General features: G+C 39.8%; 22 protein-coding genes and 1 pseudogene. 19 read left to right on the top strand and 4 right to left on the bottom strand.

The window, feature by feature from the left end:
* Positions 1-7 precede the first annotated feature (7 nt).
* Positions 8-1,348, top strand: coding sequence for an aminomethyl-transferring glycine dehydrogenase subunit GcvPA (gcvPA, locus tag OE105_RS07275; protein WP_275419550.1), 1,341 nt, complete (start codon positions 8-10; stop codon positions 1,346-1,348).
* Entirely contained in the window at positions 1,345-2,808 is a 1,464-nt protein-coding gene (gene gcvPB, locus OE105_RS07270) for an aminomethyl-transferring glycine dehydrogenase subunit GcvPB (RefSeq protein WP_275419549.1), read from the top strand. The genes gcvPA and gcvPB overlap by 4 nt, the downstream gene beginning before the upstream one ends.
* A 43-nt stretch (positions 2,809-2,851) precedes the next feature.
* Here the strand turns inward: gcvPB and OE105_RS07265 are convergent, their stop codons facing one another.
* Positions 2,852-3,229 carry a rhodanese-like domain-containing protein gene (locus OE105_RS07265; protein ID WP_275419548.1) on the bottom strand — a complete coding sequence of 126 codons (378 nt, stop codon included), beginning with the start codon at positions 3,227-3,229 and terminating at the stop codon, positions 2,852-2,854.
* 489 nt (positions 3,230-3,718) lie between these two features.
* Here OE105_RS07265 and OE105_RS07260 point away from each other — a divergent pair, with 489 nt between their 5' ends.
* Together OE105_RS07260 and OE105_RS07255 are read left to right on the top strand one after the other, a co-directional pair.
* On the top strand, positions 3,719-6,268 hold the full coding sequence (locus tag OE105_RS07260; protein ID WP_275419547.1) for a vitamin B12-dependent ribonucleotide reductase: 2,550 nt from the start codon (positions 3,719-3,721) through the stop codon (positions 6,266-6,268).
* A gap of 105 nt (positions 6,269-6,373) precedes the next feature.
* Positions 6,374-7,255 carry a patatin-like phospholipase family protein gene (locus tag OE105_RS07255; protein ID WP_275419546.1) on the top strand — a complete coding sequence of 294 codons (882 nt, stop codon included), beginning with the start codon at positions 6,374-6,376 and terminating at the stop codon, positions 7,253-7,255.
* A gap of 115 nt (positions 7,256-7,370) precedes the next feature.
* On the opposite strand, the gene OE105_RS07250 is transcribed toward OE105_RS07255, so the two are convergent.
* The 3 genes and pseudogenes from OE105_RS07250 to OE105_RS07240 all read right to left on the bottom strand — a co-directional run bounded on the left by OE105_RS07250 (position 7,371) and on the right by OE105_RS07240 (position 9,401).
* Complete coding sequence (locus OE105_RS07250; protein ID WP_275419545.1) at positions 7,371-8,480, bottom strand: RNA-guided endonuclease InsQ/TnpB family protein; 1,110 nt, start codon at positions 8,478-8,480, stop codon at positions 7,371-7,373.
* Positions 8,481-8,492: 12 nt separating this feature from the next.
* Positions 8,493-8,891: pseudogene (tnpA, locus tag OE105_RS07245) on the bottom strand (IS200/IS605 family transposase).
* 153 nt (positions 8,892-9,044) lie between these two features.
* Complete coding sequence (locus OE105_RS07240; RefSeq protein ID WP_275419544.1) at positions 9,045-9,401, bottom strand: SA1362 family protein; 357 nt, start codon at positions 9,399-9,401, stop codon at positions 9,045-9,047.
* A 271-nt stretch (positions 9,402-9,672) separates the two neighbouring features.
* On the opposite strand from OE105_RS07240, the gene OE105_RS07235 reads away from it, so the two are divergent.
* The 15 genes from OE105_RS07235 to nusB all read left to right on the top strand — a co-directional run bounded on the left by OE105_RS07235 (position 9,673) and on the right by nusB (position 21,035).
* Positions 9,673-10,197: a YqhR family membrane protein gene (locus OE105_RS07235; RefSeq protein ID WP_338030899.1), complete on the top strand. Its 525-nt coding sequence runs from the start codon at positions 9,673-9,675 to the stop codon at positions 10,195-10,197.
* A gap of 143 nt (positions 10,198-10,340) precedes the next feature.
* Complete coding sequence (locus tag OE105_RS07230; RefSeq protein WP_275419543.1) at positions 10,341-11,402, top strand: M24 family metallopeptidase; 1,062 nt, start codon at positions 10,341-10,343, stop codon at positions 11,400-11,402.
* Between the two features lie 18 nt (positions 11,403-11,420).
* A complete protein-coding gene (efp, locus tag OE105_RS07225; protein ID WP_275419542.1) occupies positions 11,421-11,978 on the top strand; it encodes an elongation factor P in 558 nt (185 codons plus the stop codon).
* A gap of 603 nt (positions 11,979-12,581) precedes the next feature.
* Complete coding sequence (gene spoIIIAA, locus OE105_RS07220; RefSeq protein WP_275419541.1) at positions 12,582-13,508, top strand: stage III sporulation protein AA; 927 nt, start codon at positions 12,582-12,584, stop codon at positions 13,506-13,508.
* Positions 13,505-14,017, top strand: a complete 513-nt coding sequence (gene spoIIIAB, locus OE105_RS07215) for a stage III sporulation protein SpoIIIAB (RefSeq protein ID WP_275419540.1) — start codon at positions 13,505-13,507, stop codon at positions 14,015-14,017. The genes spoIIIAA and spoIIIAB overlap by 4 nt, the downstream gene beginning before the upstream one ends.
* Positions 14,018-14,091: 74 nt before the next feature.
* Positions 14,092-14,298 (top strand): stage III sporulation protein AC, encoded by a 207-nt coding sequence (gene spoIIIAC / locus OE105_RS07210; RefSeq protein WP_275419539.1) that lies wholly within the window; start codon positions 14,092-14,094, stop codon positions 14,296-14,298.
* A 20-nt stretch (positions 14,299-14,318) separates the two neighbouring features.
* The gene (spoIIIAD, locus tag OE105_RS07205; RefSeq protein ID WP_275422126.1) at positions 14,319-14,702 is read left to right on the top strand and encodes a stage III sporulation protein AD; all 384 of its coding nucleotides are present in this window, start codon (positions 14,319-14,321) and stop codon (positions 14,700-14,702) included.
* A 70-nt stretch (positions 14,703-14,772) separates the two neighbouring features.
* Complete coding sequence (gene spoIIIAE, locus OE105_RS07200) at positions 14,773-15,915, top strand: stage III sporulation protein AE (protein WP_275422125.1); 1,143 nt, start codon at positions 14,773-14,775, stop codon at positions 15,913-15,915.
* A gap of 12 nt (positions 15,916-15,927) precedes the next feature.
* Positions 15,928-16,557 (top strand): stage III sporulation protein AF, encoded by a 630-nt coding sequence (spoIIIAF, locus tag OE105_RS07195; RefSeq protein ID WP_275419538.1) that lies wholly within the window; start codon positions 15,928-15,930, stop codon positions 16,555-16,557.
* Entirely contained in the window at positions 16,554-17,204 is a 651-nt protein-coding gene (gene spoIIIAG, locus OE105_RS07190) for a stage III sporulation protein AG (protein WP_275419537.1), read from the top strand. Before spoIIIAF ends, spoIIIAG begins: the two co-directional genes overlap by 4 nt.
* 23 nt (positions 17,205-17,227) lie before the next feature.
* On the top strand, positions 17,228-17,773 hold the full coding sequence (locus tag OE105_RS07185; RefSeq protein ID WP_275419536.1) for a SpoIIIAH-like family protein: 546 nt from the start codon (positions 17,228-17,230) through the stop codon (positions 17,771-17,773).
* A gap of 216 nt (positions 17,774-17,989) precedes the next feature.
* Complete coding sequence (gene accB / locus OE105_RS07180; protein ID WP_275419535.1) at positions 17,990-18,520, top strand: acetyl-CoA carboxylase biotin carboxyl carrier protein; 531 nt, start codon at positions 17,990-17,992, stop codon at positions 18,518-18,520.
* An 11-nt stretch (positions 18,521-18,531) separates the two neighbouring features.
* On the top strand, positions 18,532-19,899 hold the full coding sequence (gene accC / locus OE105_RS07175; protein WP_275419534.1) for an acetyl-CoA carboxylase biotin carboxylase subunit: 1,368 nt from the start codon (positions 18,532-18,534) through the stop codon (positions 19,897-19,899).
* Between the two features lie 3 nt (positions 19,900-19,902).
* Positions 19,903-20,298, top strand: coding sequence for an Asp23/Gls24 family envelope stress response protein (locus OE105_RS07170; RefSeq protein WP_275419533.1), 396 nt, complete (start codon positions 19,903-19,905; stop codon positions 20,296-20,298).
* Between the two features lie 341 nt (positions 20,299-20,639).
* Complete coding sequence (gene nusB, locus OE105_RS07165; RefSeq protein ID WP_275419532.1) at positions 20,640-21,035, top strand: transcription antitermination factor NusB; 396 nt, start codon at positions 20,640-20,642, stop codon at positions 21,033-21,035.
* Positions 21,036-21,046: the final 11 nt, after the last annotated feature.

Here is a 21,046-nt window from a genome sequence, read left to right as displayed (position 1 = left end):
GATGGATATGAATTTCCGGTATTTACCAACAACTGCCGAGGATCGAAAGGAAATGTTAAAAGAAATCGGTGTTGAAAGCATTGATGAATTATTTTCGGATATTCCAGAAGAAATCCGTTTTGAAGGGCGCCTGAACATTAAAGAAGCAGTATCGGAAAAGACGTTAACGAAAGAGCTTTCTCGACTAGCAGGGAAAAATAAGGATTTGCAAAATTACGTTAGCTTTTTAGGTGCTGGCGTGTACGATCATTACATACCATCCATCGTCGATCACGTCATTTCTCGGTCGGAATTTTACACGGCCTATACACCTTATCAACCGGAATTTTCCCAAGGTGAACTACAAGCCATATTTGAGTTCCAAACGATGATTTGTGAATTGACTGGAATGGATGTATCCAATTCTTCCATGTACGATGGGGGAACGGCTTTAGCAGAAGCGGCCATTTTATCTTGTAATCAAACGAAAAGAAATACGATTTTGATTTCACAATCGACCCATCCGGAATATAGGGAAGTTGTAAAAACCTATGCGTTAGGTCAAAAATTACAGGTGGAAGAAATTCCAATGAAAGATGGAATCACCGATTTGGAAGCACTTCAAAATCGGATGGATGATCAGGTCGCTTGCGTTATTATTCAATATCCGAATTTTTACGGACGGATTGAACCGTTAAAGGAGATCGAACCGATTGTCCATGGACAGAATGCACATTTTGTCGTTTCATCCAATCCCCTTGCTTTAGGCATTTTAACACCGCCTGGACATTTTCATGCAGATATTGTAACAGGGGATGTACAGCCGTTAGGTGTTCCTCAATCCTTCGGTGGGCCTCATGCCGGTTATTTCGCGACAACGAAGAAATTGATGCGAAAAATTCCTGGAAGATTGGTCGGTCAAACGACAGATGAGGATGGAAAAAGAGGTTTCGTTTTAACATTACAGGCCCGGGAACAACATATTCGTCGGGAAAAAGCAACATCCAATATTTGTTCAAACCAAGCTTTGATTGCGTTGGCTGCAAGCGTTACCATGACAGCCTTAGGTAAAAGGGGAATTCGAGAAATGGCACTTGCAAATGTCCGTAAAGCGAATTATGCGAAGGAAGCCTTTAAAAAGAAAGGATTTGAAATCCCATTCGAAGGTCCCTCGTTTAACGAATTTGTCGTCAAATCGAAGAAACCATTGAAAGTAGTAACGGAACGATTGTTAGAAAAGGGGATGATCGCCGGATACGATTTAGGGAAAGTCGATCCAAAATTCAAAGACCATTTACTCGTTTGTGTGACGGAAATTCGTACGAAGGAAGAAATCGATTACTTTGTGAAAGAAATGGGGGAAGTATGATGGGACAAGATCAATTTCCGCTCATCTTTGAGAAAAGTAAGGAAGGTCGAATCGGTTATTCCCTTCCTGAATTCGATTTGGAAGAGACAAAAGTGGAGGACTTAATTCCTGAAGAGTATATTCGTAAAGAAGATCCGGAATTACCGGAAGTATCCGAGTTGGATATTATTCGTCATTACACAGCCTTGTCCCGGAGAAACTACGGTGTCGATAACGGCTTTTACCCGTTAGGATCTTGTACGATGAAATATAATCCGAAAATTAATGAAGATCTCGCTCGAATTCCGGGATTCGTCCATATTCATCCACTGCAAGATGAACGGACGGTTCAAGGGGCAATGGAATTGATGTATGATCTTCAAGAACATTTGAAGGAAATTACCGGAATGGATGAAGTGACATTACAGCCTGCTGCCGGTGCCCACGGAGAATGGACCGGGTTAATGATGATTCGGGCGTTCCATGAAGCAAACGGAGATTTCCATCGGACGAAAGTCATCATCCCTGATTCCGCCCACGGTACAAATCCCGCATCCGCGACGGTCGCTGGCTTTGAGACGGTAACGGTCGCTTCCGATGAAAATGGACTTGTCGATTTGGAAGATTTAAAACGGGTTGTCGGTGAGGATACAGCGGCATTAATGTTGACAAATCCGAATACCCTCGGTCTCTTTGAAGAGCATATTTTGGAAATTGCCGAAATCGTCCACGGAGTTGGAGGAAAGTTGTATTATGATGGGGCAAATTTAAATGCCATTTTGGCAAAGGCGCGCCCAGGGGATATGGGGTTTGATGTCGTCCATCTCAACTTGCATAAAACCTTTACCGGTCCCCACGGAGGTGGCGGCCCAGGAAGCGGTCCCGTTGGGGTTAAAAAGGAATTGATTCCGTTTCTTCCTGTACCCGTATTGGTAAAAGGTGAAAATGGGTATACGTTCGATTACGATCGACCCGAGTCCATTGGAAGGGTGAAACCGTTCTATGGTAATTTTGGAATTAATATTCGAGCTTATGCATATATACGAACGATGGGACCGGATGGATTAAAAAAAGTAGCAGAAAATGCCGTGTTAAATGCGAACTATATGATGCGTAAATTGAGTCCCTATTACGATTTGCCTTTTGATCGCCATTGCAAACATGAATTTGTGTTAAGCGGTCGTAGACAAAAAAAATTAGGGGTACGGACCCTTGATATTGCGAAACGCCTTCTCGACTTCGGATTTCACCCGCCGACGATCTATTTTCCACTGAACGTGGAAGAGGCATTGATGATTGAACCAACGGAAACGGAATCGAAGGAAACGCTCGATGCTTTTATCGATACGATGATTCAAATTGCTCAAGAAGCCGAGGAAAATCCAGAAATCGTACAAGATGCCCCCCATACGACGGTGGTTAAGCGACTCGATGAAGCAAAAGCCGCACGGAAACCGATTCTTCGTTATATGAAAGAATAAATAAGAAGGGAGGACGACCTGCCTCAGCAGGGAATCCTCCCTTTTATTTTCCGACTTTAATCTTTCCGGTCCATTTTTTAAAGCCACCCTTTAAATAAAATAATTGATTATATCCCTTTTTATGGAGAATAATAGCGGCTCGTCCACTACGAGAACCCGTTTGGTCATATAAATAGACCGGTTTGTCGGCCCGGATTTCTTTTAAACGCATTTTCAATTGGGATAATGGAATATTCCTTGCGCCGAGAATATGCCCGGATTCAAATTCATTCGGTTCCCTCACATCAATTAGCTGGGCTTTTCGATACCCTTTAATAAATTCCTCCTGGGTTAAAGCGGTTAAAACTTTTTTTTGATAAAAGAAATTGTAAAGTCCATATCCGAAGAGGGCAATAATGATGCCTAAAAGTACATAAATCATCGATGTTCTCCTTTCCAATCGAACCTACTATTCCTATTATATAGATGAACAGTGAAAAGGGCAAAGAAAATTTTTTAATAGACATCACTCCTAGAAAAAAAGTCGGTACAACCTGAAAATGAACGAATGAGAACAATATGTCCACAGTTTCTGATCAAAAGTAGGATGATTACGTATCTAGGAATCAATGCAGGATTTTACCGTCCTTTTGACAAAATGGAAAAAACTACGAACATATCTTTTTATCTACATTCTTTATTTTCTTTCGTCCCTTTGGTAGAATAAACTTTTGTTGAGTTTACATTCGGATGAAAAATGATTCGTTTATCATATTGACAAATCTCGACAAATATGCTTATAAACACAATATATAGTATGTGAAATGAATTTTTAATACAACATATTGATTTTCGGTTTTTTGTATGATATGGTAAAGGTAATTTCAAAAGGATTCTTAGGAATGGAAATCGAAGAAAAGGAGATGGGATGATGACGATAGCCACTGGAGAAAAACCGACCTTGAACATTAAACGATTAAATGAGGCAATCCGACTTTTTCCTCAAGTACACCCAATTACTGAGGATATGAAAATTACCTTCAAAGGGGTCTCAAGACTCGTTATGTTGGATCGATACTCATTTAAAGATACAGAAAAATTAACGTTAACAGAAGGGGATTTTGTCGTTTTAACGATTAAAGAAGACCCGAAATTTCCTGCCCGAGGAGTCGGATACATACTTGATATACATTGGGAAGAGAAAAAAGCGACTGTCCTAGTAGAAGAAGAATATCGGGGAGCATTGGAAAAGCCGGAAGAGATCGAATCAGGAATCGTGACCCGATCTTTAGATGTCATTGAAAAGCCGTTGGAAATTTTCTATGAACAAATCGCGAAAAGAAATGCAACCGGTTTGTCGGAAGTTGAAAAAACGGATGAATTACGGAAAGAATGGTTTGAAAAATTTTATCAAGAGCTCGTTTCATTAAATTTCATCCCCGCAGGAAGGGTGCTTTATGGGGCAGGTGCAGCAACGGATGTTACATATTTTAATTGTTATGTTATGCCTTACGTGCAAGACTCCCGGGAAGGTATCTCTGAACATCGGAAACAAGTAATGGAGATAATGAGCCGGGGAGGGGGAGTTGGGACGAACGGATCTACTCTTCGACCGCGCAATACGTTAGCGAGGGGCGTAAATGGAAAATCATCCGGTTCTGTTTCTTGGCTCGACGATATTGCCAAATTAACCCATTTAGTCGAACAAGGTGGTTCCCGAAGAGGTGCCCAAATGATTATGCTCGCAGTTTGGCATCCGGATGTCATTGAGTTTATTATTTCCAAAATGCAAAACCCACGTATTTTACGGTTTCTTATTGAATCGACGGAAGATGAACAAATTAAAAAATTAGCAGAAGAAAAATTGAAATTTGTCCCTTTAACCGAACAAGAACGGACGATGTATGAGGCGATTAAAAACTTCAAACATATCCCGGGTTACGGAGGATTTACGGAAGAAATTATTAACGATGCTGAACAAAAATTAACAGATGGTGGCGTGTATGAAGTCCACAATCCGGATTTTTTAACCGGAGCAAATATTTCCGTCTGTTTAACGAATGATTTTATGGAATCTGTGGAGAAGGACCTAGATTTTGAATTGCGTTTTCCAGATGTGGAAAGCTACAACGAATATGAGATGAAACAATATAATGAAAAGTGGCATCATGTTGGTGATGTTCGTGAATGGGAAAAATTAGGTTTCCGGATACGGACCTATCGAAAAATTAAAGCTCGAGAACTTTGGAAATTAATTAATATATGTGCAACTTACTCTGCTGAGCCGGGGATCTTTTTCATTGATAATGCCAATGAAATGACAAATGCACAAGCTTACGGGCAGAAAGTTGTTGCGACGAACCCATGCGGAGAACAGCCATTAGCCCCCTATTCCGTTTGTAATTTAGCAGCGGTGAATTTAGCAAATATGGTAGATAAGAAGAAAAAGGAAGTAGATTTTGAAAAATTAAAACAGACGGTTCAAATTGGTGTACGGATGCAGGACAATGTAATTGATGCAACCCCGTACTTCTTAGAAGAAAACAAAAAACAAGCCCTTGGCGAGAGAAGAATTGGACTTGGAGTTATGGGGTTAGCTGATTTACTCATCTATTGTGAAAAGGAATATGGTTCAGAAGAAGGTAATGAGCTTGTAGACAAGGTGTTTGAAACGATCGCCACGACTGCGTACAAAACTTCCATTGAATTGGCGAAAGAAAAGGGAAGTTTCCCCTTTTTGGTCGGAAAGACAGAGGAAGACACGATGCGTTTAAGAAAGGTCTTTACGGAAACCGGTTATATGAAAAAAATGCCTGAAGACATTCGAGACGGGGTTTTAAAATATGGCATTCGCAATTCCCATTTATTAACAGTGGCACCGACTGGTTCGACAGGTACGATGGTAGGGGTTTCCACCGGGTTGGAACCGTATTTCTCCTTCACCTATTATCGTAGTGGAAGATTAGGTAAATTTATCGAAGTAAAAGCTGATATTGTTCAAGAATACTTGGATCGAAATCCGGATGCGGATGAAAATCATTTACCTCACTGGTTTGTAACGGCAATGGACTTATCACCGGAAGCCCATGCTGATGTACAATGTGTTATTCAACGATGGGTCGATAGTTCTATTAGTAAAACGGTCAATGCCCCGAAAGGATATTCGGTTGAACAAGTGGAAAAAGTATATGAACGTCTTTATAAAGGTGGAGCAAAGGGTGGTACGGTTTATGTGGATGGTAGTCGGGATACCCAAGTTTTAACCTTAAAAGCGGAAGAGCAAGATGAACCGGTAGAACAAGAAGTAGAAAAACCGAAAGTGATGTTAGTTGAAACGATTCAAGATCTCCGTTCAACCGATGTAACGATTGGATCGGAAGTTGGAAATACGTGTCCAATTTGTCGGAAGGGGAAAGTTAAAGAACACGGTGGGTGTAATACGTGTGATAACTGCGGAGCCCAACTGAAGTGCGGTTTATAATGATATAACCTAGGCAAAGTCGTCTCAAATTTGATGAGGCGGCTTTTTTATATCTGTACTAATCCTTTACCTTTTCGCTTACATATATAAGGAGGAGGGATGGGTATGTATGTCGATGGAGTATTTTCCGGTGGTGGAGTGAAAGGCTTCGCTTTTATCGGTGCGTGTGAAGTATTAGAACGAAGGGGGATCCGTTTTAAACGGGTAGCAGGTACGAGTGCTGGGGCAATACTTGCCGCATTCCTCGCAGCGGGATATACGAGTCAGGAAATTTTCCAAGAATTAAATACCCTCGATTTAAAAGATATGTTGGATGAACCGAGATTTCAATCTCCTATTTCCATATTAAAATGGATTCCTATTTATTGGCGTTTAGGATTGTACAAGGGTGATGCATTGGAAGGATGGGTTAAGGATCGATTAAAGAAGAAAGGGATCTTCACTTTTTCCGATTTATCTCCAGGAAAATTACGTTTAATCGCCTCCGATTTGACCAATGGCCGACTCGTCGTTCTTCCGGATGATTTACGAAATTATCATATTCATCCTCAAACCTTCTCCGTAGCAAAAGCAGTCCGTATGAGTTGTAGTTTACCCTTTTTTTTCGAACCGGTTCGAATCAAAACGAAGAAAGGGAAAGCTATTATCGTCGATGGTGGTGTATTAAGTAATTTCCCAATGTGGTTATTCGATCAAAGTCAAGTGAAGTTGAAACGTCCGGTTATTGGGATCAAGCTAAGTGCAAACGAAAAGGATCAGGAACCGAGAAAAATTGAAAATGCCCTCAAACTATTTGAAGCTTTATTCGTGACTATGAAAGATGCCCACGATGCTAGATATATATCCGGAATGAACAAAAAAAATATTATTTTTATCCCGACTGAAGGAATTATGGCGAGCGAATTTTCTTTGACAGAAGAAAAAAAAGAAGCTCTCCTTCAATTGGGAAGGGAGCAGGCGGAAAAATTTTTAAAAGGATGGAGCTAGTGACATACTCCCACCACCTACGCTTCGCTTAGAGGTGGAGGCTTCTCGGGTAATCCCATCTCATGATGGGAAGTTGACCGAGCGATCCCCATGTGCCCCACGGTTCGAGGACAAGTTAGGCTATCGCTAATCGTTTCATGCCCTCATGTTTGATATTGATTGCTGCATTGACGTCCCTGTCGCTCTCGAATCCACATTCACAGCGGAATGTACGCTCAGAAAGCGATAGAGACTCTTTGACTTGACCGCAACATGAACACGTTTTGGATGAGGGAAACCATTTGTCGATTTTGATCAGTTTCTTCCCCTGTTCTTCCAATTTGTACTGAAGGAAAGAGGTGAACATACCCCAGCCGTTGTCATGAACGCTTTGACCGAAATGGAGGGCTTGTGACATCCCTTTCATGTTGAGGTCTTCGATGACCACGCAATCATAAAGTTTCGCTAATTTGTGCGACTCCTTATGCAGAAAGTCTTTTCGTTGGTTCGAAATTTTTTCATGTAGCTTTGCAACTTTCAGACGCTGTTTGTGCCAACGATTAGAACCTTTCCTGCGGCGTGACAGCACCCGTTGCTCTCGGGTTAGTTTTTCTAAGGCTTGCCGATAGAATCGAGGATAATTGGCTCTCTTACCCTCGCTATCGACATACAACGTGTTCATGGAAAAATCTAAGCCAACAACCGTTTGCACTTCTTTTGGTACAGGTTGATGTTCGTACTCTGTAAGAATAGAAATATCGTATTTTCCTGTTTTTGTTTTCGTGATCGTACAAGCTTTGATGATATGGTGGGCAGGAATCTCTCGATGTTGCTTGAACTTGATCCATTTCAGTTTGGGTAACTTGATATAGCCATCGGAAAGCTTAATGTTGCCATTGACCACATTTGTGGTGTACGACTGTTTCGCCTTGCGGTTTTTGAACTTTGGAAATCCAGCACGACCGGAAAAGAAATTTTGAAACGCTTTCTGCAAATTCAATTGGGCATTTGCCAGCGCAAGGCTATCCACTTCTTTAAGCCAAGGAAACTCCTTTTTGTACTTGGCAGGGGTCGAAAATGTTTGTTTTTTCAAAGCTTCTTTGTCGTCTTTGAACTTTTCATAAATTTGTATGCGTTCTTCAAGCATTTTGTTGTAAACGAAACGGACACAACCGAAGGTTTTGGTGAGCAGTTGTTCTTGTTCTTTTGTTGGGTACAGACGGAACTGATAGGCTTTGTTTGCCATATCGACACCCCATCACTTCATACCTTGATTTTCTATATATTTTTTTATGACTTCAATGGGTGCACCACCCGTTGTAAGCAGGCAAAAGCTTCTTGACTAAAAATATTCTTTCCACAGTTTTCCTTTCACTTGCGGAAAATGCTTTTTGATCAGTCGAGAACTTGCACTTTTACAGGCATTGATGAACTTTGACAGTTCACTATTCGGATGCGCTTTGAACAAAATATGCACATGGTCCATATCGTGATTCCATTCGACCAAGGAAATATTGTAATTTTTACCCAGTCTCACAAACATATCTTTTGCATAGTCAGATATGGTATCATCAATCCCTTGTCTGCGATATTTTACAACCAGAACAAGATGATAATACAACGGGAACACTGAATGGTTATTATTGTCTAATTCCATTGGTAAAACAACCTTTCATTTTTCTAAGACTGATTATATCATAACACAAAAAAAGAGACAACTCATACCTACGCCTAACCGAAATTCATCTCCCACTTTCGCTTCGTTTAGAAGTGGGAGACTTCTTTCGGAAAGATGTTAAAAAGTAGACAGTCAATGGAGTGCTCGACTTTTCTTTTTTCCTTTTTTACCTTCAATCACCGTTAAATGATTTCGATTTCTACGAAGTGCATGTTTAGATCGATGTGCCTTTTTTTTGTTGTTAGTCGAAAGTTTTTTCATCCTTTTTTTGGAATATTTTGCTGCTTTTGCAAAAGCCCGATCTTCTTCCCTACGGGTCATATTGGTTGGGGATATATATTTAAATAAGAGCAAAAGGATGAAAATGACAATCACTGTCCCTAAAAGATAGCGAACGAGTGCGTGTGGATTCGTTTGTAGAAGGGCGATAAATCCAAGGAGTGCTAAGAGAAGCAGAATATACACAAAAATCGGAGTCTTCGCTCTCATATCGTCACCTCCTAATCACATCATTAGCAAAAAATCTCCCTTTTAAACTACTTGATCAATATATTATCCGTTCTAAAATAATCGATGAAAATAGAGGCTTCAATCATTGATTAAATGTAAAAAAAGATTTTCCTTTAATATGGTGAATCGCATATGTATCAAATACCGACGAAGCGTCCCTAATTCTATTTTACAAAAGATATTCGAAAATCGCTATTAAATTCGAAAAACGGAAAAAATTTTTGCCCAATCGGTCATACTATAGTCGGAGGTGATCATTTTGAGTCAACGGAAATTGGAAGAACAGACGCGGGAAAAATCGCTATCGGTCGTCACCTCATCGGCTATTACCGGCTTTTTCGGTGGAGCCTTTTGGGGAACACTAGGATTTCTAGCAAATGTTTTTCACTTTACAGATATTCATCCGAACGTCATATTGGAGCCATGGTCTTTGGGCGATTGGAAAACCGGTTGGATCGGAACAACCCTTTCCATCTTCTTCCTAGGCCTTTTTGGAATCGTTGCTGCATATATTTATTATTTTACATTGAAAAAATTCGAAAATTTTTGGGTCGGTATTTTTTATGGACTTGCCCTTTTTCTTTTCGTATTTTTCATCCTCAACCCGTTATTTCCTAGTTTAAATCCGATTACAGAATTGACGAAAAATACGATTATCACAACCCTTTGTCTGTTCGTTTTGTTCGGAGTCTTCATCGGCTATTCGATTTCCTACGATTATCATGAAATGTTAAGGGAAAAAGGACAAGCGATGGAAGGGAAAGGAGAGGAATAGGTAGTGGAATTGTTCCTCGATATGGTAAAATATGTGTATCAATCGATATTAATAGAAATGAAAGGATGGTCATTCCGTCTACATCGCCCTTTTACCACTGTAATTGGGTAAAATGAGAAAAATCCATATAAGGAGAGGACAAAATGAAAAAAGTAGAAAAGTTAAGGAATCAATTTTCCCATTTTGGCATTGAAGCCATGTTGATCACAAACCCGTATAATCGGCGCTATATGACCAATTTTACTGGAAGTGCTGGGGTTGTATTAATTACAGAGGAGGAAGCATATATCATTACAGATTTCCGTTATGTACAACAGGCGAAAAAACAGGCCGTTGGGTATGAAATTGTACAACATCGTGGATCCATTGCCGAAGAAGTCGAACGCATTTGTAAAGAAAAAAATATTTCGAAGGTCGGTTTTGAAGAACAACATTTGACGGTTGCAACGTTTAAAGGATACGAAAAACAAATGTCTGCCTCCCTCATTCCTGTCTCCAATGTCGTTGAAAAAATCCGCTTGATAAAATCGGAAGATGAGATTAAGATATTAAAGGTAGCTGCGGATATTGCTGATGCAGCATTTAAACATATATTGGAGTTTATCCGTCCAGGGAAAACGGAATTGGAAGTATCCAATGAACTTGAGTTTTTCATGCGAAAGATCGGTGCCACTTCTTCATCCTTCGATACGATTGTTGCATCAGGCGTTCGTTCTGCCCTTCCCCATGGTGTTGCAACAAATAAAACTATTGAAAAGGGAGATCTCGTAACGCTCGATTATGGAGCCATTTATAACGGTTACGTATCCGACATTACTCGAACCGTGGCAATTGGGGAACCGAAGGATGAATTAAAAGAAATTTACAATATCGTTCTCGAGGCCCAATTGAAAGGTGTCGAACAAATTGGACCAGGGATGACTGGGAAACAAGCGGATGCTATTCCGAGGGACTACATAACGGAAAAAGGATACGGGGAATATTTTGGTCATTCGACCGGCCATGGTATCGGTTTGGAAGTCCATGAAGGCCCCGCTTTATCGGTGAAATCCGATACGGTTCTTGCTCCCGGTATGGTTGTCACCGTTGAACCGGGAATTTATATCCCAAATCTTGGGGGTGTTCGAATCGAAGACGATCTTTTAATTACAGAAGACGGAAATGAACGGTTAACCCACTCAACGAAGGAACTTATTATTTTGTAATTTAAGGAGGATCTATTCATGATTTCTGTAAATGATTTTCGGACAGGCTTAACGATCGAAGTTGGCGGTGAAATTTACCGAGTATTGGAATTTCAACACGTAAAACCGGGGAAAGGTGCGGCATTTGTCCGTTCAAAATTGAGAAATTTACGAACTGGTGCCATCCAAGAAAAGACCTTCCGTGCCGGTGAAAAAGTAGAGAAAGCTCAAATCGATAACCGCACGATGCAATATTTATATGCGAACGGAGATAGCCACGTTTTCATGGATACGGAAAACTATGAACAAGTGGAATTGCCTGCATCGCGAATCCAATACGAATTGAACTTTTTAAAGGAAAATATGATCGTACATATCATCATGTATCAAGGTGAAACCCTCGGGGTGGAACTACCGAACACTGTCGAACTAAAAGTCGTCGAAACGGAACCGGGAATAAAAGGGGATACGGCTTCCGGAGGATCAAAACCAGCGAAATTGGAAACGGGTTTTGTCGTTCAAGTTCCATTTTTCGTAAACGAAGGGGATGTTTTAATCATTAATACGGTCGATGGAAGTTATGTGTCTCGAGCGTAAAGGTCATCATAGGTCCCAAAGTTTGGGGCCTTTTTTCTTTGACAAAAAATACCCCCGCCCGATATTGGATAATCATAAACTTGGATTGGGTCGGTGTTATTTCATACGAACGACCAAGCAAGGGATGAAAAAGGTGGTAATTTCCCACCTCGGCTTTTTATATACAATGGTTTTTTATACAAATTCCCAATAAAAACTTAATACTCCTAATATTATAATAGTCGATGGACCATTATATTTTAGACTGACCTCCATAATCTAGTGTTTTTTTTTAACATCTCTCTTTTTTCCATATCCAATTATTCAAATGAAAGAATCGAAATTTTTTTCCGTTTAAAAAAACATCGCCTTTAGAAAAAAAGGAAAACTCACCAGTCGGTTTTCAAGAAAGAAAATGTGTCTAATATAGCTAGAAAAGAGAAGTGATCTCGGTAGGAAGATCCCAACGTATCGCCGTAGTAGTTAAGGTGATGCGTTTTTCTATTTTAAATGGTTTTCCAGTCAATGAACGAAATTGAGAAAAAAGCAAGTCATACTTTGTCCAACTAGGCAATACATTTAAAAAAGAAAGAACTTTCATTCTGACGAAAGAGGTCGTTCGCTTTGAATGGGATCCTATCGATTTTACCGAAGGACATTGAGGAAAAAATTATTGCAATAACAAATGGGAATATAAAGGATATTGAAGAAATTCGAATTCGAGTCAATCGTCCGGTAGAACTTTTAACAGGGACTAAAACCGTTTTCCTTCCTTACTTCGTGGACATGTCGGAAGCGGAGAAACTCATTTCAAAATTAGGAAAACATTCCTTTTACACATTAGAGGAAGAATTGAAAAGGGGATTTATTACGATCGAAGGTGGACACCGAATCGGATTGGGTGGAAAGGTTATATTGGAAAATGGAAAAGTGAAAGGCATTCGACACGTTAGTTCATTTAATATCCGAATTGCGAAGGAAAAAATCGGAATTGGAGAAAAATGGATTCCATTTCTATATGACTCCAATTGGAAGCATACGATGATCATCGGACCACCGCAAACGGGAAAAACAACCTTGTTAAGGGATTTTGCAAGAATCATGTCCACCGGATCAAAACGATGGAACATACCTGCCCAAAAGGTAGGTATCGTCGATGAACGAAGTGAAATTGCCGGTTGTTTTCAAGGAGTACCTCAAATGACTTTCGGGCATCGGCTCGATGTACTGGATGCTTGTCCAAAGGCAGAAGGAATGATGATGATGATTCGTTCCATGAGCCCTGATATTCTCGTAGTCGATGAAATCGGTCGTAAGGAGGATACGGAAGCAATATTAGAAGCGGTGAACGCCGGTGTTCGGTTAATGATGACAACCCACGGTGAAAGTTTTGAAGATATTCAGCATCGCCCAACTTTAAAACCAATTTTAGAACAGAAAATCTTCCAACGATATTTCGAATTAAAACGAATACAAGGACCTGGGAAGGTGGTTAGCTTAAAGGATGAAAACGGAAGGGAAATTTACGGTAAAACAGGGGGATATAAATGAAACTGATCGGTGCACTTCTTATTCTTGCCGCTTCAAGTTGGATCGGATTGGAAGTGTCCAGATCCTATTCTGAACGAATCCGCCAATTACGAATGATGAAAAGCGCGTTACAAAGTTTAGAAGCGGAAATTATGTACGGTCACACACCATTACATGAAGCGTCTAGGAAAATTTCTAAACAGTTTGTAGTACCAATCCAAATTCTTTTCGATTGTTTTTCAAATAAACTGATCGAAAGGGAAATTACCGCGAAACAGGCATGGGAAGAAAGTCTCAAAGAAATTTGGCCGAAAACAGCAATGAAAAATTCGGAGTTGGAAATATTACTCCAATTTGGAGAGACCCTTGGAAGACATGACCTCGTCCAACAACAAAAACAAATTCAACTTACATTGACCTATTTGGAAAGGGTGGAACGGGAAGCGACAGAAAAACAACAAACGTACGGGAAAATGGTAAAAAGCCTTGGGGTATTATCGGGTCTGTTCATCATCATTATTTTGATTTGAACAGTTTTTCAATCATTCGACATCACTGAACGGATGCGACGTGATCGAACAGCCATTAGGGAGGATTCGTTAGTATGGGCATTGATGTGGAAGTGATATTTAAGATTGCTGGGGTAGGAATTGTCGTGGCATTTTTGCACACGATTTTAGATCAAGTTGGAAAGAAGGAATATGCCCAATGGGTTACGTTATTCGGATTTATATATATTTTGTATCAAGTAGCTTCCATCGTCGATGATTTGTTTCAAAAAATTAAGTCCGTATTCCTATTCCATAATTAAAGGAGGAATGTTCTATTGATATCCTTCAAATCACTGGGACAGCACTGATCGCTAGCTTACTTGCCTTAATCGTAAAGGAACAGAAACCGAATATTGCCTTTTTATTGACGATATTTACCGGTAGCGCCATCTTCCTCTTTCTCATCGATCAAATTTATGAAATCATCCGGATGATTGAAGAAATCGCGAGGAATGCCAAAGTAAATCAAATATATGTGGATACGATTTTAAAAATTATCGGTATTGCATATATCGTTGAATTTGCATCCCAAATTACGAAGGATGCAGGTCAAGGTACGATTGCATCGAAAATTGAAATGGCTGGAAAAATCATTATTTTAGCAATGGCTGTACCGATTATTACAACATTAATTGAAATGATCCTACAAATGATTCCATCATAAAAGGATCTTGAAAAAATACGGGGTGAAATGATTGAAGCGATTTCCGATCTGGTTTTTCGTCCTCTGTTCGATGCTGTTTATTTGGACAAGTAGAAGTGAAGTGTGTGCGGAAACAAAAGATGATGTTACCGATTTGGTTGATGATCAAATTGACCGGATGGATTTAAGTGATATCCAACAATATTGGGAGATGATCGTCACTGAATACGGTGGATTTTTGCCAGAAGGAGCGAAGGGAAGTTTCTCCGATTTCGTAAAAAACACGGATCAGTTTTCCGTAAAGGAATGGATTCGTGGCATTCTTCATTTTATCTTTTTTGAGCTCGTAGCGAATGGAAAACTTTTGGGTACGTTAATGATGTTGACGATTTTCAGCATGTTTCTTCAATCGTTACAAAATACGTTCGAGCAAGGTATCGTGAGTAAAATTGCCTATTCCATCGTCTTTATCGTTTTATTAATCATCGCATTAAACAGTTTCCATATAGCGATGGAATATGTTAGTTCAACAATTGACCAAATGATCCATTTTACGATCGCTTTTATTCCCCTTTTATTAGCGCTTGTTGCGACAGGTGGTGGAGCGATTTCTGCTGGATTTTTCCATCCAATATTACTATTTTTAACGAACATCAGTGGCATTTTTGTCAATAAAATCGTCCTCCCCCTATTATTCCTTTCAGTTTTGTTAAGCATTGTCAGCACTTTAACAGAACATTATAAAGCGACCCAATTAGCTTCCCTTTTACGCAATTGGAGTATTGGTCTTTTAGGTCTTTTTATGACGGTTTTTTTAGCGGTTGTCTCCGTTCAAGGGACTGCGGTTGCTGTAGCAGATGGGGTTGCGGTGAAAACGATAAAATTTATGACTGGAAATTTTATACCAGTTGTCGGACGTATGTTTACCGATGCCACGGATACGGTGATCAGTGCAACAGCGATCTTGAAAAATACGATAGGAATTGCTGGTGTAAGCGTCATGTTATTAATTATTCTTTTTCCTGCAATCAAAATTTTACTCGTCGCATTCATTTATAAATTATCGGCGGCTCTTTTACAACCCCTTGGAGGCGGTGCTATTATTACATGTTTAGATGTGATATCGAAGAGCGTGATTTATTTATTTGCTGCCTTAGGAATCGTTGCCATCATGTTTTTTTTAAGTTTAACCGTCATTATTTTAGCAGGGAATTTGACATTGATGGTTCATTAGGCGGTGTTTGATATGGAATTTATATCTAGTTGGATCGCCAATATTATTTTGTTCATTATGCTCGCTGCTGTAGTTGAATTACTGCTTCCCCAATCGTCGATGCAAAAGTATGTAAAATTGGTTCTCGGATTGTTTATGATCGTAATTATCTTAACACCAATTTTTAAATTCATTTCCCTCGATCCAAAAGAAATAATTAAAGAATTTGAAAATGAGTCCCTTTACGCACATGCCGATACACAAAATTCCTTGAAAGAAAAGAAAATAGAAATACAAGCCCAACAACGTGCATATATTTTAGAACAAACGGCTGTCCAAATGGAAAAATATGTGGAAAAGGAGCTGATGAACTCATTCGGTTATGCAATCGGGGAAATCCGGTTCGATTTTGAAGAGGACCAATTGGAGCTCCCGATGGAATATGATCGACTAATGGAACAAATGAAACGGATCGTCGTCATACTTGAAGCGGGGGAAAAAGGGGATGTGGAACCGGTTCGGGAAGTTGTCGTTCAACCGGTCCGTTCAAATGAATACGATGAATTTAATGGTGAACAAATCATTCAGTTTCTTTCGCAACGTTGGGGAATCGATAAAGAAAAAATTGAAATACAAGTTGAAGGAGGAAACGGGGGGAATTGAAAAATAAATGGATGCTGTCATCTTTGAAAGATTGGTTGAATGATAAAAAGGGAACCGATAAACAGTCGTTATCGAAAAATCAATATTTAATTCTTTTGCTCATCCTAGGCATTGCGATTATGCTCTTTAGCAATTTTCTTTCAAAAAACGGAAATGAAATAACGAATTCGATCCCGACCTCAATCGAAAATGGCGAAGAAAAGGAAGTGGAGACGTTCGGGAACGATTCTAGTCGACATCCAAAAACGATGGCAGAATACGAGGAGTACTATGAAAAGGAACTGAAGGAAGCATTGGAAAACATTCTCGGAGTTCGAGACGTAATCATTGTCGTCAATGTTAGTACATCCGAAAAAAAAATATATGAAAAAAATACGATAAATAAACGGCAAATTACAGATGAAACCGATGCAAACGGGGGAAAACGAAAGGTGGAAGATTATTCGATGGAAGAGCAGCTCGTGTTTATCCGTGAAGGTGATAAGGAAATTCCCCTTGTATCTCAAACAGAAAAGCCGGATATTGAGGGAGTATTAGTCGTTGCAAAAGGGGCTGAAAACATCCAAGTACAGAAATGGATTAAAGAGGCTGTGATGCGAACATTGGATGTTCCTAGTCATCGCGTGTCGGTGTTAGCAAAAAAATAAGGTGATCGAAGGAGGATCAATAAATGATGCTAAAAAAACAAACCGTATGGTTATTAACCATGTTAAGTCTCGTCGTCGTTTTATCTGTTTATTATTTAAACTCAGATTTTGATGATGAAACAGAATGGACAAATGCAGGAGAAGGGATCAATTTAGACCAGACCGAGGGAGAAGATGAAATTACGGCAAATATTACAGAAATTACCCGTGATGAAGCATTTGAAGCAATTCGGATGCAACTACAAGATGAACGGAGTAAAAAAATGGAAGAATTAGCGGAAATCGCCGCTTCCACGGATTTAACTGCTCAAGAAAGAAGTGAGGCGAAGGATGAAATGGACCGGCTCCATAAAATGACAGAGAAAGAGCAATTGCTCGAAACTTTAATCATCAATACATTAGGTTACGAGGATGCCCTAGTACGGACCGATGGCAAGGAAGTGAGTATTACAGTAAAAGGGGGAGAACCTTCAAAAACGAAGGCGAATGAAATCATTCAATTGGTGAAAAAAGAACTAGGTACAACCTTTGTCACCGTCGCTTTTCAAACGGAAAATGAAACCAAATAAAAGGGGTTAAAAAGTTGTCCGGCAATCATTTGCAGGACGCTTTTTTATGCATATATTCCATTCCATAAATGAATGTTGGCATTCGATCGTTTAAAAATGGTTGTACCATGCTAAAAAAGAAAGGTAAATTCAATAGCTTGTCATTCGATTTAAAGTAAAGTAAAATTTTATCGTATAGTATTAGTAGCTAGTCATAACTTTTAAGGGGTGTATACGATGCTAAAAGTACAAGAGATCCGGGAATTGATTCGACTCATTGATCAATCAGGAATCGATGAATTTACGTATGAAAGTAACGGAACGAAACTCGTTATGAAAAAAAATCAAATGGTTGAATCGAAAATCAGTCGTAATCAGCAACCGACAGTTATAGAAGCACCGAAGAAGCCAGTAGAAGAAAAACCGGAACAAAGGATGAACGACAAACAATCCGTAAAAGTGTCACCACAGGAGGAACAACAGAATCGGGAAAAGGAAAAACAGCAGGTTGAAACAAATGATGGGGATTACCATAAAATCGTTTCTCCGATGGTCGGCACCTTTTATCGAGCTCCTTCGCCGGGAGCAGAACCGTATGTAAAAGTCGGTTCGAAGGTGACGGAAAAAACGATCGTATGCATTGTCGAAGCGATGAAGTTATTTAACGAAATTGAAGCGGACGTAAAGGGCGAAATCGTCGATTGTTTAGTAGAAGACGGACAATTAGTGGAATATGGACAACCACTCTTTTTAGTAAAAACGGAATAAGAGGTGGGAATGTGATTAAAAAATTATTGATTGCCAATCGAGGAGAAATCGCCGTTCGAATTATTCGAGCTTGTAAAGAATTAAATATACAGACCGTTGCCGTTTATTCGGAAGCGGATCGGGATGCATTGCATGTCCAAATGGCAGATGAAGCGTACTGTATCGGTCCCAATCTTTCGAAAGATAGCTACTTAAATATGGCCAATATCCTCGGAATTGCAAAAATGACCGGTTGTGACGCGATTCATCCCGGTTACGGTTTCTTAGCGGAAAACGAAAATTTTGCCTCCCTAGTAGACGAATGTCAATTAATCTTCGTCGGTCCGAGTGCTGAAGCAATTGGGAAAATGGGCGCGAAGGACGTGGCGAGGGAAACGATGAAAAAAGCCGGTGTACCGATCGTTCCCGGCTCGGATGGAATTATCGAAAATATTAATGAAGCACTTAACATTGCGGAAAAAATAGGGTATCCTGTTATTATAAAGGCGACAGCAGGTGGTGGAGGAAAGGGCATTCGCGTTGCGAAAAATAAAGAAGAGCTCGAAAGCGGAATTCGAATTACCCAAGAGGAAGCAGAAAAGGCTTTCGGCAATCCTGGGGTGTATATTGAAAAGTATATCGAGGATTTCCGCCACGTGGAAATTCAAGTATTAGCTGATCAATATGGTCACACAATTCATCTCGGTGAGAGAGACTGTACGATCCAACGTCGATTGCAAAAATTGGTAGAAGAAGCCCCTTCTCCTGCCTTAACTGAAGAAATTCGAAAAAAAATGGGTGAAGCTGCTGTCAAAGCTGCAAAGGCTGTCAATTATACGGGTGCAGGAACAATTGAATTTATTTATGATTATCGAAATGAACAATTTTACTTTATGGAAATGAATACGCGAATTCAAGTCGAGCATCCGGTTACTGAACTCGTTACAGGTGTTGACCTTGTGAAAGAACAGATTTTAATCGCATCGGGGGAACCGTTACGATTGAAGCAAGAAGACGTTCGTTTACAAGGATGGTCAATCGAATGCCGGATTAATGCGGAAAATCCGGAAAAGAATTTCTTACCTTCTCCTGGAAAAATCGGCATGTATTTACCTCCTGGAGGTCTCGGAGTACGTGTTGATTCCGCTGTTTATCCCGGATATACGATTCCTCCCTTTTACGATTCGATGATTGCAAAGCTCATCGTCCACGCTCCAACTCGAAAGGAAGCGATCGAAAGGATGAAACGGGCATTAAGCGAATATGTGATTGAAGGGATTAGCACGACGATTCCGTTCCATTTACAATTAATGGAACACGAAGCCTTTGTCAATGGTCAGTTTAACACGAAATTTTTAGAGGAATATGATGTTTTAAAGTTAAATAATAAGGAGGCATAGACGATGGCCGAAAATGTATTAGAAATGAGTGAGGGCGGTCTCGGAAAAATTGAAATTGCACCTGAAGTGATTGAAGTCATTGCGGGAATCGCAGCATCTGAAATTGACGGCGTTGCAATGATGAGGGGGAATTTTACCACGGGTGTCGCTGAACTGTTAGGGAAAAAATCCCACGGAAGGGGCGTTCGCGTCGACTTATCCGATAATAAAATAAAGATCGACGTATATTGCGTTCTGAATTTTGGCGTATCCATTCCGAAAATTGCTCAAAAAATGCAGGATAATATTTATCAAGCCCTTTTAAATATGACCGGATTAGAAACTGATGAAATCAATATTCATGTCGTAAATATGTATATTGAATCGTCAAAAAAAGATTCGGAAAAGGAAGAAGAATAGCCTCTAGCCACTTGTAAGCAGGAAAACGCTCCTGCTTTTTTTATTCGTTTGAAAACGGGGAAGGCGCGGCTGTCCGATTTGTCCCTAAAAGGGAAGGTGTCTGGCTATTAATTATGAAACAGTAAGATTCGAAGACACCGATAGAGGAGCTTGCGAGTCGAAAAGGCTGTGCCGTGTAAGCGAAAAGCGCCGCCACCAAAAATTCATCATGTGTATTTTGTGAAAGGGGCTGTACTTTTTAAACAGCCCCAAAAGGGTTTCTACGCCCTTTTATTTTTCAGATAAACTGTGCTAAAATTTTTGTAGCCAAATTTGAAACAATTAAAGGAGTCATTAAACATATGAAACGAAGAACAGCAAGGGAAAAAGTGTTACAAGGAATCTTTCAAGTAGATGTGGGAAATATCGAACCGAACGAGGCCTTTTTATCGATCGTAAAACAAGGGGAAGATGACGGGTTTTTAAAAACATTATTTTTTGGAACGATCGATCACTTAACGGAATTAGATGAATTGATTGGAAATCATTTGGAAAATTGGACGCTCGATCGGTTAGGGCGCGTCGATCGAAATTTGTTACGCATTGCCACGTATGAAATGGTTTTTGAAAAGGATATTCCTTATTCCGTATCGATCAATGAAGCGGTGGAAATTGCAAAAAAGTATGGGGATGAGGAGTCTCCAAAATTTATCAACGGCGTTTTATCGAAAATCAAAAATCATTTAGAGTCTGAGTGATAAAAGGGGCG

The organism is Fervidibacillus halotolerans (genome assembly GCF_026547205.1).
Classification (GTDB): Bacteria; Bacillota; Bacilli; order Bacillales; family Caldibacillaceae; genus Fervidibacillus; species Fervidibacillus halotolerans.
This window is presented reverse-complemented; position numbering and strand designations above follow the sequence as displayed.